This is a genomic window from Micromonospora sp. NPDC001898, assembly GCF_042891255.1.
GTDB lineage: Bacteria > Actinomycetota > Actinomycetes > Mycobacteriales > Micromonosporaceae > Micromonospora.
The window spans coordinates 21,949-34,391 of sequence record NZ_JBIATC010000034.1 but is presented as its reverse complement, the minus strand read 5'-3'; the positions used below and the strand labels follow the sequence as shown (position 1 = coordinate 34,391).

General features: G+C 66.1%; 9 protein-coding genes, 1 tRNA gene and 1 pseudogene. 6 read left to right on the top strand and 5 right to left on the bottom strand.

Annotation, left to right across the window (positions count from 1 at the left end; genetic code table 11):
- The first annotated feature begins 352 nt into the window (after nucleotides 1-352).
- Nucleotides 353-2,224 carry a DNA/RNA helicase domain-containing protein gene (locus ACFYZF_RS30010; RefSeq protein ID WP_387026450.1) on the top strand — a complete coding sequence of 624 codons (1,872 nt, stop codon included), beginning with the start codon at nucleotides 353-355 and terminating at the stop codon, nucleotides 2,222-2,224.
- 123 nt (nucleotides 2,225-2,347) lie between these two features.
- On the opposite strand, the gene ACFYZF_RS30005 is transcribed toward ACFYZF_RS30010, so the two are convergent.
- Nucleotides 2,348-2,491, bottom strand: a complete 144-nt coding sequence (locus tag ACFYZF_RS30005; protein ID WP_387026448.1) for a hypothetical protein — start codon at nucleotides 2,489-2,491, stop codon at nucleotides 2,348-2,350.
- Between the two features lie 438 nt (nucleotides 2,492-2,929).
- Between ACFYZF_RS30005 and ACFYZF_RS30000 the strand changes: the two genes are divergently transcribed.
- Nucleotides 2,930-3,011: transfer RNA gene (locus ACFYZF_RS30000), tRNA-Ser, on the top strand.
- Between the two features lie 128 nt (nucleotides 3,012-3,139).
- Here the strand turns inward: ACFYZF_RS30000 and ACFYZF_RS29995 are convergent.
- From ACFYZF_RS29995 to ACFYZF_RS29980, 4 genes and pseudogenes are all read right to left on the bottom strand, one after another.
- Nucleotides 3,140-4,018, bottom strand: coding sequence for a DUF4231 domain-containing protein (locus ACFYZF_RS29995; protein WP_387026446.1), 879 nt, complete (start codon nucleotides 4,016-4,018; stop codon nucleotides 3,140-3,142).
- Nucleotides 4,019-4,166: 148 nt separating this feature from the next.
- Nucleotides 4,167-4,659: pseudogene (locus ACFYZF_RS29990) on the bottom strand (tyrosine-type recombinase/integrase); the annotation flags it as partial.
- Between the two features lie 202 nt (nucleotides 4,660-4,861).
- Nucleotides 4,862-6,712: an ATP-dependent endonuclease gene (locus ACFYZF_RS29985; protein ID WP_387026444.1), complete on the bottom strand. Its 1,851-nt coding sequence runs from the start codon at nucleotides 6,710-6,712 to the stop codon at nucleotides 4,862-4,864.
- 907 nt (nucleotides 6,713-7,619) lie between these two features.
- Entirely contained in the window at nucleotides 7,620-7,886 is a 267-nt protein-coding gene (locus ACFYZF_RS29980) for a hypothetical protein (protein ID WP_387026442.1), read from the bottom strand.
- A gap of 325 nt (nucleotides 7,887-8,211) precedes the next feature.
- Here ACFYZF_RS29980 and ACFYZF_RS29975 point away from each other — a divergent pair, with 325 nt between their 5' ends.
- From ACFYZF_RS29975 to ACFYZF_RS29960, 4 genes are all read left to right on the top strand, one after another.
- Nucleotides 8,212-8,826: a hypothetical protein gene (locus ACFYZF_RS29975; RefSeq protein ID WP_387026440.1), complete on the top strand. Its 615-nt coding sequence runs from the start codon at nucleotides 8,212-8,214 to the stop codon at nucleotides 8,824-8,826.
- Between the two features lie 32 nt (nucleotides 8,827-8,858).
- A complete protein-coding gene (locus tag ACFYZF_RS29970; protein ID WP_387026456.1) occupies nucleotides 8,859-9,392 on the top strand; it encodes a hypothetical protein in 534 nt (177 codons plus the stop codon).
- An 80-nt stretch (nucleotides 9,393-9,472) separates the two neighbouring features.
- The gene (locus ACFYZF_RS29965; protein WP_387026438.1) at nucleotides 9,473-11,572 is read left to right on the top strand and encodes an NACHT domain-containing protein; all 2,100 of its coding nucleotides are present in this window, start codon (nucleotides 9,473-9,475) and stop codon (nucleotides 11,570-11,572) included.
- A 148-nt stretch (nucleotides 11,573-11,720) separates the two neighbouring features.
- On the top strand, nucleotides 11,721-12,272 hold the full coding sequence (locus ACFYZF_RS29960; protein ID WP_387026436.1) for a DUF5872 domain-containing protein: 552 nt from the start codon (nucleotides 11,721-11,723) through the stop codon (nucleotides 12,270-12,272).
- Nucleotides 12,273-12,443: the final 171 nt, after the last annotated feature.

The following is a 12,443-nucleotide window of genomic DNA, read 5'->3' as shown; positions in this document are numbered from 1 at the left end:
AACGGAAAGATCCACTCCGGGCGAGCCGCTGAGATCACCTGCACCACCACATGATCCACCATGGACCAGGCGCCAAGTTACGAGACATCTCTTAGGGCCATGGAAAGGTTCTTGGGGTCGTGAAACTGCTCCCAGTCGCGTTCCTGGGCGAAGCGCCGTACCTGTTCTTGCAGCTCGTGCAGGGTCATCCGCCATGGATACCACCCCGCAGGGTGGGCCGTCGGGTCCTGGCCCGCCATGCGACACGCCCGGCGCGGCTGGGATCGATGGGATGTCGGTGGATGCGTGTACGGTCTCGGCCGTACCTCCGGTATCCGACTGGCTTTACGCCACCATGAGAAGGAGCAGAGCCATGGGCTCTCGCAGTCTGCTGCGCCGTACCGTCGCTGAGATCCTCGCGACCGACGCGAACGCTTTCATCGCCGAGTTGGAGCACGCGTTCCGCCTCCAACTCGGCAAGCGTCCGACCGACAGTGAGATCAACTCCTGGCGGCGGAGCATCCCCACCATCACCCAGGCACTCGCTGCTGAAGGGCTTCACCAGGTCGTGGTCCTCATCGAGCTGCGGGGACCGCTGACCAATAGCCGGATGGACCTGGTCCTGGTCGGATCTCACCCGGCCGACGGCAGGCCGAGCGTCGTCGTGGTCGAGAACAAGCAGTGGTCGAAGGCGGAGCCGGTGCCCGCCTCCGAACTGGTCAAGGTGCCGGGCATGCCGGGGGACCAGGTTCACCCCGCGAACCAGGTCTGGGCGTACTGCAACACCCTCACCAACTACCTGACCGCGGTGGAGAACGCCCGCGTCTGCGGGATCGTCAACATGCACAACGCCTCAAGCGCCGACCTGCGTTCGGTGCAGCCGATGGCGATGGGGCTCGACCCAGAGGTGTGTCGCAACGTCCGGATCTTCGGTGACGACCAGCGCGACGACCTCGCCAGGTTCTTCCGCTCCGCGCTCTCCGCCACTGACGCGGCCACCAACGCCGACTACCTGCTCAAGTCGCCGGTTCGGCCTACCCGGGCGCTGATGACCGCGGTCAGCGACGCCGTGCTGCGTCGCACCGTCTTCACCCTGCTCGACGACCAGCGTCTGGCCTACGACCACGTGCTTCGCGCCGTGCAGGAAGGCCACGCCAACGACCACAAGGAGATCATTCTGGTGGTCGGCGGACCGGGTACCGGTAAGAGCGTCATCGCAGTCGAGGTGCTCGGCACCCTCAGCCGAATGAACACCAGCGTGGTCCACACCACCGGCAGCAAGTCGTTCACCGAAACCCTGCGCGACCAACTCGGCACCACCAACCGCCGAGCGAAGCAGGTCTTCACCTACTTCAACAACTACGCCCACGTCGAGCCGAACCGGATCGATGTCCTCATCGCGGACGAGGCACACCGGATCCGGCAGACCTCGAACACCCGCTTCACCCCCCGAGACCGCAAGTCCACCCGAGCCCAGGTCGAGGAGCTAATCCGCGCAGCGCGGGTGCCGGTCTTCCTCCTCGACGAACACCAGATCGTCCGCAAGGGCGAGGTCGGCTCGGTCGACCTGATCAAGCGGGCAGCCAACGACCTGGGCGTCAACATCACCGAGGTGCACCTACGCGACCAGTTTCGCTGTGGCGGCTGCCAGGAGTACGTCGACTGGGTGGAGGAACTATTGGGCCTCGCCGGCGATGGTCCCCGAGTGTGGGAGCCGCTGGACAGCTTCGAACTCTTGCTCGCCGACACGCCCGAGGCGATGGAACGTTACCTGAAGCAGCAGCTCGACCAAGGCCTCCAGGCACGCATCGCCGCCGGGTACTGCTGGCCCTGGAGCGATGCCCGACCGGACGGCAGCCTCATTGAGGATGTCGTGATTGGGGAATGGAAGCGACCCTGGAACTCTCGGGCCAACCGCACGCTCAACGGCATCCCACCAGCCAACCTTTGGGCCACCCACGCCGGGGGTGAGGGCCAGATCGGCTGCGTCTACACCGCCCAAGGGCTGGAGTACGACTACGCCGGCGTCATCATCGGCCCCGACCTCGTCTGGCGCTCCGGAGCCTGGGCAGCCAACCCCAAGGCCAGCCACGACAGCAAGGTCAAGGGCGCCGCCAACTTCGACCGACTGGTCCGCAACACCTACAAGGTGCTCGCCACCCGCGGCATGCGCGGAGCCGTCCTCTACTCCGTCGACCCCGAAACGCGCTCCATGCTCGCCAGCCTCGGCATCCCAAAGATCTGAACAATCGCAGCAGCCGGGCGACGGAAGTTCGCCCGGCTGCTGGCTCAGCATGGCAAGGCCCGCTTCCTGGAGGCGGCCACCAACGTGACCAGGGTCGACGCACGGCGAGACACGTGGCCTGAACTACTGATTACGCCAGTTCTCCAACTCGGTGCCCTTGGCCCATCGGCTTTCGCCGGTGCTGAAGTCGTCAATGACCGGTCCGTCATACGACCAGTGGCGTTGCCCATAGCCGTAGTGCCAGTGGATCGCATCGGGGTGATCCACGTTCCTGCACTCCTCCACCGGCGTCACCGGCGTTGCTCTCTTCCGCCTCAGCCCGAAAAGTTTCCTCATCACCCTGTACGCCCCTGTCTCGATGCCGCGCGCAGAATCATGGCCGGCTAGAGCAGCTTCGCAGGACCTCGCAACGCACGACAAGCCGCGACGTCGGCATGGTTGAAGGTTTGCCAGATGGGACCGGACAGCGACCAGTAGCGCACGAGCGAGCCATCTTCCGCCGCGCCGGCGCTTCCCAGAGGCGGGTCAACGACCGTTTCCACGCATGAGCATGTAAGCGATGGGTGCACGGGATGCGCATCATGCCCACGAACGGGCCGCAGACAGAAGCCCTTCGGGGTGGTCTCAGTCGTGGTCTCGTTCCCTGACGTCCGCTGCTGTTCACAGCTAAGCACCTACAGGGTGCAGCCTGGGGCGTGAACCTCAGTGGGCGGTGCTGGCCGCATCGTCGCAGACCTCGAAAGCGTGTGAGGGTTTACGCCCTCCGCGGGTTCAAATCCCGCCGCCACCGCTCGTGAACAGCGAGAACGCCCGGTCGATCCGCGAGGATCGGCCGGGCGTTCTCGCTTGTGGTCTCAGTTCTGGTCTCAGTCGTCGTCGAGACGAGCACTCAGGCTGCCGTCAGCGAGTGCCGTGTCACTCTTCGCGCGTGACCTCGGCGGGCTGGTCAAGTTGCTGCTGACGCTTGTTCTGCTCGTCACGAAGCGTCTCGACGGTGTCGGCGAAAAGGGCGTAGGCCGCTTTCTCATCTAGGGTGGCGTACTTGCCAACGCGGAGTTCGACTGCCTCGTACTCCCGCTCAATTGCGTCGGCCGTCTGCTGTGAGTTGAAGCTACGTTCGTGATATTTGAAGTACCCGGTAAATCCGGCCGATAGTCCCACAGCAGCACTTGCTGCCACAGTTAGCCACCTTGCTTGGCTGAAGGCGACTGACGCTGTAGCAATCGCGGAGGTGGCTACCGATCCGATGATAATTATGCTTTGGAAGCGGTTGTGGATCCCCCGGGTTCTTCCGGCATCTTCACGGAACTGTGAGATCAGGTCGGGGACGTCATCCCTGTAGCGTTTCTGCGCGAGCAGTGCCGAGTCGTCTCCGCTGCTCGTGCTCGTATCTAGGTCGGACTGGGTTCGTCGGCGGATGACGTGTAGCTTTTTGATGATGATGCGGGTTCTTCTCATTCGCTTGTACTGCCAGTAAGCCAGCACGGGCGAAGCAAGAAGCGATGCGGCGCATGCGATATAGAGCTGTGTGGAGAAGCGGTTCAGTTGCCCGAGGCTGGAAAGTGTGGCGACTACTGCCGTTGCGATGAGGGCGATATTTCCCACGAGGATCCAGGTGATCCCAACCTTGCGCCAAAGTCCTTGAAGGTGAAGCTTTTCCTCGGCGTCGAGAATTAGACTTCGAACATGATCGGGATGCCAGCTTTGGGAGCCATCGCTAATGACCTGGTTCCAGTTCTCCTCGTTTGTGGTTCCACTCCGTCTTCCCCAAAGCTGGGACAATTTCGACCACATGGCGTCACGCTATGGTTACCCTCCCCGGGGGGCAAGGCGAGGCGGCGTCACTTTATCGACACTTGCTTTTGAATCGGGAGTGTGCTCCAGGGAGCCGGCGTGACTTGCGCGCTTGTCACCCCGGCTCCCTGGCCCTTAGCTGGTCCGGCTAACTGGCGCTGGTGCCTCCGCTTCTCCAGAGGAGCCCACCAACCTGCTGGGCGATGTCCCGGCGGACCTGGGCGGTGAGGTGCTGGTATCGGGCCGCCATCGCCGAGTTGGACCAACCCATGACGCCCATCACGGCCCGTTCGGCGACGCCGAGAATCAGCAGCACGGTGGCGGCGGTGTGCCGGGCGTCGTGCAGCCGGCCATCCCGTAGCCCGGCGAGCCGGAGCAGGCGCTTCCATTCGTCGTAGTCGGTGCGCGGGTTGACCGGGCCGCCGGTCGGCGTGGCGAACAACCAGTCGCCACCCTCCCAGAGTTGGGGGGCTTCGCGCGCTCCCGGTCCTGCTCGTCGCGGTGCTTGCGGAGCGCCACCAGCTCGTCGGGAGTCCGATGCTGCGTCGGCCGGCCCGCGACTTGGTCTCGGCGGTGTCGGCACGTACCTGGCGACGGTCGGGGCAGTGCCCGCCGTGCTTCCGGCCACACGGGGAGCCGCACTGCCGGCCGTGGTGGGGATGCGGCGCGGAGGATGCGGCCGCCCCTCCGACCCCAAAGGCGCTTCGCGTCGCTACGTGACGGCCCTGCGGGCCGCTCTTGCCCCCGGAGCCTCTACAACCCCTCGGGCAGGCGTTGCCGGCAGGCGGGGGCCTGCCCAGAGTACGCACGCCGCATCCCCATCGCGCCCTCGTCGCCGCGTCACTAGTCCCGTAACCGGCGCGGGAACCGAGGTGTTCTTCCATTAGCCTTGTCGATGACGGAGATTAGCCGCTCCACCTGCTCTCGCAGGTCAAACCTGTCCAAGTCACTCAATGTCACGCGGCGACACACCTCGTGTGCGATTGCGACCTTGTCGGGCTTTGATTCACTCTTCATCCTCAGCGGTGGATCCCACTGGCCAGGCGAGGAGGCGAGCTGCAGTTTGGGATGGACGACCCCAACTGCCTCCGTTAAAATATCTGGCCGAATGTAATTCTCGATTGTGTAACACTTCGTGATCCAAGCAAAGCCAGGACCCTTGGCATCCTTGAAGCTTTCTTGAACGCGCTTCTTGGTTGCGTCCAACCTTTTGCGAGCACCCGTCATGTCGCTATCAATGACGACTACCAGATGACGGTTTAGCCGCCTTAATGAGATAAACTCTTCGATCTCTTGCTCCTGCCCCGAGCTAGCTAGCCCACCAGCGGCTGGATCCTTCGGGCTCAGATGTCGGAGAAGTCGTCCCCCATAAAACATGATGGAATAGTGGATTCCTTCCACCAAATCCGGGGCGAGTAACGACATCCAACGGTGGAGATAGATTCGGTCAGAAGGCCCCTCAACCCAAATCACGGAATTCGCTTGAAGGAGGTCGGAGGGCCTGTATCCCAGGTCGGCGCACAGGCTTGCAATCTCATGGGGCGTTACCGCTTGCTCTACTCTGGTACCGCTGTCGGCTCCATGAGTGAGGTGGAAAATTCGCCCAGCCTCATAGTCGAGCAAGTGAGCAGAGTGTGTGGCTATGAGGTACTGATTTGTCGTTTCATCAGAAAGGTACTTGATGAGCCTCCGCTGCAGCAGTGGGTGCAGATGAACTTCAGGTTCCTCAATGCAAACCAACTGTCCGTCTAGCAATGTAGCGGCGGCAGCAAGCATGATGACTTGTTGCACACCAGTACCCAGACTCTCTAGCGGCAGCAGGTCCTTAGACCTTTCAATATGGATAGTTTTGGCATCGTGGGGAATGCTGAGGACGGCGGTACCGTCATCAAGAATAAATTTTACGAACTCGTTGATGCGGTTAAACAGCTCGCGATCTTCGCTACTCTCAAGACTGGGCCGCTCCAGTTGCTCAAGACGCTGCACAAGGCCAATCCCGTTAAAGTCACCAAGTGTTTCCTCGGCGTTCTGCATCGGCCGAATCTGCCTAAAAGCCTCGATAGATCGAACAGGTGGCAGGTTGTCCGGGCTGGGTATGAAGCAACCGATCAGTCGACCAACAACTTGCTGAAGCATGTTTCCGCCGGAGTGCTGTGTGCCAGTGAGCAGATTGCCGGCGATTTGAAGAGGAGTGTAGTCGTTCTGCGAGAAGGAAGACGAGATCCTTTCAATAGCTTCCGTCGGAAACTGCCAGATGTACGGCTGAGGCTCACCGGCCGACCGGTACCTTGAACTGTCAGCAACGTGGGCGTACTGGAACCACAGCCAGTCGCCGGGCCCAGCGAGTTGCACAAGATTTAGAAATTTCCGCACCACACCCATGACGTCGGTAAAGCGGTAACCGGCGGCTCGAAGCTTCTGTTGTAGTTGCTCCTCGGGCGGGCGCGGCGCGGCAAGATAAAGGTGGGGCTTCCAATCCTGAGGCAGTGTCCGCCTTGGGCGGTCGATGGCTTCAAACACCTCTGGGCTCTTTTTTAAGTACTTGTTTGCGAATCTTAGTACATTCGATTTGCCGGCGTTATTCTGTCCCGCCAGGAGAGCGACTTTCCCTAATGGCTCGAAAAACTGTGGCTTTAGAAAGCTCCGGTAGTCAGAGATTCCGAACGCCCGGATTAGAGGTTCTTCATCGGCCACGAGGTTGTCCTTTACTTGTCGTGCATGACTCGATTCACGAGTAGCGTGTTCCGACACTGTATGGTGCGCAGCTACCGCCTTGGAAGCACCGCAGCGGGCAGTTACTGGTAAATGACTGGTCGTTGTTGGTGGCCGAGCCGCGCTGGCACGTGGGCCAAAAGTGCACAAGAGAGCGGAAAGCTGGTCAACCAGCGACCACGATGGCAGCCCAAGCGGTGCGTAGACAGCCGGTCCATATGCGTTGATCAGTCCGGCGACTACCGCAGGCGCTTGTGACCCACAGGGATGGCCATCGACCGCCGCAGCGCCATGCGACGGCGGAGCGTGAGAGGCGGTCAACGGCAGGAGCGCGGGCGCCGTCCTGCCTTCGTCTCAATTGCCGTCTCGTTCGTCAGCATGCGGGGGCGACCGTAGACGAACCGTCGGCCGAGTTGGCCTAGGTGGCGAACCGACTTGATCGGCCGCGTACAGGACCGCGCAGACTTGGAAAGCGTGTTGGGTTTACACCCTCACGAGTTCGAATCTCGTATCCTCCGCTCGTCTGAGCAGCACAAACGCTGGGCCGATCCCTCACCGGATCGGCCCAGCGTTGTCTGTGTCGGGAAGCACTTGAGCCTGGCCGGGGCCCGCTCGGCCTGGGCACGTGCCGTCCGGTGCCGCGTCCAGGCCGGCTAGCCGGTCGGGCAGCTCACTGCCCTCGCGGGCCTCCCGGTACGGATGATCACCTCGGGCTGCCACACCGCTCGCCGGCAGTTCCGAGCTGAAGCCGGGATTGGCGACGACCCGGAAGGCAGAAGTCGAGTGCGAATGCAATCTTCTGGCAGACGGCGTCGGGCCACTGGTCGCCGGCGAGAATAGGTACAGGGACGGCAGCAAGCGACTGCTGCCATCCCTGTCAGCTACGGGTTCAGCAGGTGGTGTTGCGGGCCGGGACCCAACCGTCCAGTGACGGATCCTCGGCGCCGTGGCCGTAGAGCCAGGAGTCGGCGTCGATGGCCCAGACCTGACCGTGCCAGCGGAATCCGCGCCCAGCCGTCAGGGTGCGCAGCACAAAGCCGCTCTGGGGTGCGGCGCGGAGCCAGGTGTTCTCCCTGAGGTTGCAGACAATGCCCCACGCGTCGCTAGCGGATGCCGGCGTGGCCACCACGCCCGCACCAGCGGTAATGACAGTCATGGCCGTCAGCGCATGCAGAAGTCGGCGTTTCACTCGTGTCCTTCCGTGTGAGCAGTGACGATTCCTGATCGCGGTCAATATACAATCGGCCCGCGCAGTGGTCGCGCTCGCCTCGTCTGCTCCAAGCGGCGCGAACGCGAGTGGCGATGACGGTGGCGGTGACAGAGTCCACCCGACCAGGGCAGGCAGACGTCGGCGGGGCGGCCGCGAGACGCCACCCCCGAGCGAGCACGGGTCGCCGCCCGCCGCTGAGCCCCCGCAGGGCCGACAATGGTCGGTGGGCGGCCGAGATACCCCCACAGGTTGTGCGCACCGGAGGGGTCCAATGAGTTACCAGCTCAGCGCCGTCGTCGCCGACGGCGAGCTGCTCCGCGAGCAGACCGCCGACCTGGACCACGCGGTGCTCGCCGCGTTGCGCCAGGATTTCGCGCTGCTGCCGGTCACCCCGCAGCTGGTCGAGGAGCTGACCGGGGCGCTGCCGGACTTCGTCGTGGACGAGCCCGGTCCCGACCAGCCGTTCGAGCTGGTGCTCTCGCCGGCCCTGGCCGCGCTGTTCGCCGGGTGGTCGCGGCTCGGGCCGGTGGCGTACCTGGAGGCCGAGTTCTCCGGCGGCGTCGGCCGCCAGGCGTCGGTGGTCTGGCTGGCCGGCGCGGTGAGCTGGGGGCCGTGCTTCGACGACGTGCTGGGCTCCCCGCGCGAGCAGTGGCCGTTGAACGCCGCACTGATCCGCCTCGGCGCGGAGCCGGGCCGGTGGGTCGACCCGTTCGCCGAGCTGGGCCTGCACCTGGAGCGGAGCACCGACGGCTGGCTGGTCCACGGCCGGCGCGGACTGACCGCCGACTACTGGGACGAGCTGGCCGAGGAATGGGAAATCAGGGAATCCGCCGATCGGCAGCAACCTGAGCGCCCCGGTCCCGTTGGGGACTGGGGGATTCCATGAGATTGCGACAATTCGTTTTCATTGCGACACTACTGGCGGCTGCCTCGATCGCCGGCAGCGGCGCATGTCCACAAAGGCCGATCGAGGTCGGCGGCGACCTTCGCCCGCCCGACCCGCCGTCCGGCGCCGGCCGCTCGGCCCGCCCCGCAGAGGTCGTCGACCTGCGCGGGCTGCGCAACGTCGAGTTCGGCGACACCGAGGCGGACCTGACCCGGCGCGGCATGCTCCGCGCCGAGGTCGACGCGTGCGGGCCGACGCTCGCCGGGCACGAGGAGACCAGCCCGATCTTCGTCGACGACCGCCTGGTGCTGCTCTGGCTCGACGACCCGGTCCGCACCCCGGAGGGCGTAACCGTCGGCACACCCGTCGACCAGGTCGGGGCCCGCTACGCGCGGGTCAGCCGGCTGGTCGCTCCAGACGGGACGTACCGGTTCGACGGCCTGCTGGCCGGACGCGGCGACCGCGCGTACCTCTTCCTGCACGACGGCCGCACGGTCCGGAAGATCATCGCGGGGTACGCCGACTGGGCCCGCCGCCTCTTCACCGAGGGCCACGGCCCCTGCTGACCGAAGCGACAGCCGCACGGCGCGCCGGCCGCACCAGATCACGGGTTGTGCGCCACGGCGGTGGACGGTAGAGACGACGCATGCGTCGGGTAACCACGATCGTCCTCACGGTGGTCTGCGCGACCCTGCTGGGGGTCGTCACCAACGTCGCCACGGGGGTGCTGCCCGGCCGCTGGTCCCCGTACCTGTGGCTCGCCTGGCCGTTGCTCGCCTTCGTGGCCACGGCGCTGACGGTGGTCGAGATCCGCCGGGCCCGCGAACCCGGTCCGGTCGGCGGCGCGAGCGCGGCGCGGGCCCGCCGGGTGCTGCTCGACCGGGTACGCCGCTACTGGATCACGAGCGTGCTGGACCGCTCGCTGCACCTGGAGGCGCGGCTCCAACTGGGCATCACGGCGTCCGCCGACGACCGCCGGTATCCGTGGACGCTGCGGGCCAGCCACCGGGACGGCTTCACCGGCGTCCTCGACGACCGGACGTCGGTCGCCACGCTCTTCGAGCGGCTCGACCGAGCCATGGTGATCCTCGGGGCGCCCGGCGCCGGCAAGACGACCACGCTGCTCGAACTCGCGCGGGAGCTGCTCGACAGGGCCGAGACGGACCGGGACGCCCCCGTCCCGGTGGTCCTGAACCTCTCGTCGTGGGCGACGCGCCGCCAGCCCATCGCCCAGTGGCTCGCCGAACAGCTCACCGAGCGGTACGGGATACCGGCGGCCCAGGCCGCCGCCTGGGTCGCGGCCGGCGAGATCCTGCCCCTGCTCGACGGCCTCGACGAGGTGGTCGAGGCACGCCGCGACGAATGCGTGGCGGCGATCGCCGCGTTCCACGCCCAGCAGCCCCTCACCCCGATCGCCCTCTGCTGCCGTGCGGCGGAGTACCAAAGGCTCCGGACCAGCCTGCCCGTCTACGGCACCGTGACCATCGAGCCGCTGACCCGGCCGCAGATCGAGCGGCACCTGGACCGGCCGGGGCCCGCCCTCGCCGGCCTGCGGGCCGCCCTCGCGGGGGACGAGGAACTGTGGGAGTTCACCGGGTCGCCGCTGCTGCTCAGCATCATGGCGCTGGCCTACGCCGACGGTCCCGGCCCGGAGACCGGCACCGGCAGCCGCCGGCACCGGCTCTTCGCCCGGTACACCGAGACGATGCTGCGGCACCGGCCGCACCCCGGCTACCGGCCTGAGCAGGCCACCCGGTACCTCTCGCTGCTCGGTGACCGGATGCGGGCACGCCAGCAGTCCATCTTCGTCCTGGACCTGGTGGCCCCTGACTGGTCACCGACCTGGCCGCGCAGGAACCCCGACCTGTACAGCCGGACCGCGATCAGCATCGCCGTCGGGCTGGTGGTCACTCTCTGCGGGGCGGCGCTGGCGGGCCGGCCCGGCATCGCCGCCGGCCCGGTGGCCGCCGTCCTGACGGCGCTCGGCCTCGCGTTCGGCGAGTACGACGACCTCACCCTGATCGCGCGTTGGGGACGACGGCCCGAGGGCCGGCGTTCGACCCAGGTCAACTGGCTGACCGACACGGCCGCGGAGTTCACAGAGGTCCTGTTCAAGTCGGCCGTCGGCGGATCGGTCGTCGCCGGCACGCTCGCGGTCGGGGCGGTCTTCGGCCTCTCCGACGGCTGGGCGGGCCTGCTCACCGGCCTGGCGTACTGGATCGGTTTCGCGCTCGCCGCGCTGCTCGCCATGAGCGTCGGCAACACCGTGGCGTTCCACCTCTACGTCGTGGGCCCGCCCGGGGGCGCCCCACGTCGCGAGGTCCCGAGCCCCGCGCTGCGCCAGCGCCTCCGCATCGCCCTCCGCGCCGCACCGCCCCTCGGCGTGATCGCCGGCGCCCCGGCCGGGTTGCTCGTCGCCTGGCAGCGGACCGACGCCGACGGCTTCCGGTACGGCCTGCTCGTCGGGACGGCGGCGGTGCTGTACCTGCTGGCGTCCGTCGCGGTCGGGCCGATCGTGGAGCAGTGGCTGGTCCGTCGGCGGCTCGCCCGGGAGGACGCCCTGCCCCGACCGCTACGGCCGTTCCTCGACTACGCGGTGCAGTGCCTCTTCCTGCGTGACGTCGGAGACGGGTACATCTTCGTCCACCGGGAGTTGCTGGAGTTCTTCGCGGACCAGGTGACGGTGGGAAAGCTGAGACCACGCCGGCCGCCACCCGTCGACAGCATCGTCCTCAAGGACGGCTGAACGATCGAGGAGAAGCTGAACAGGCGTCCGGTGATGGCTGACGGCGGCTACCACGGCAACCCAGAGGTGGCCGCCGGAGGCCCGCGCCGGTGCTGCTGGCCCTCCCCGGACGAAGCATGAGCCCCAGGGTGCCGGGTAACCGCCGAGCATGGCCCAATACACGAAGCCCGAGCTCAGGGAGCAGATCAAGGAGGAGATCAAGGCCTCCGACAAGGGCGGCCGGCCGGGGCAGTGGTCGGCGCGCAAGTCGCAGCTGCTCACCCGGGAATACGAGAAGCGCGGCGGCGGCTTCGAAGGCCCGAAGGACGAACGCCAGAAGTCCCTGCAACGTTGGGGCGGCGAGCACTGGCAGACCAAGGACGGCGGCACCCGTGCCCGCCGAGCGGGCGAGACGGACCGTTATCTACCCAAACATGCTTGGGAACAGCTTTCCGACAAGCAACGGCGCGAGACTGACGCCAAGAAGCGCAAGGCATCAAGGTCCGGCAAGCAGTACGTGTCCAACACCGGGCCGGCCAAACGCGCCCGCCGGAACGCCACCTCTGCCGAACGGCTGTCGGAGCTGCCGGTCGCCGAGGCGGCCAAGCTCGTCCGCGACCTGGATACGGGTCAGCTCAAGACCGCACTGCGGCACGAGCGCGACGGCAAGGGGCGCAAGACGCTCATCCAGCGTCTGGAGTCGGCACTCGCCCGGCGCTGAGCGGCGTGGCCGTGAGCCAGTCACCGGAACGCGATGATTCGGTCGGCCCTTGTGTCCCCCGACCGGGACCCCTGGGGGGACCACAAGCGAGAACGCCCAGCTGATCCTGACGGATCGTCCGGGCGTTCTCGCATCTCCCGGAGCGGTGGCGGAGGGAGTTGAACCTTCGGC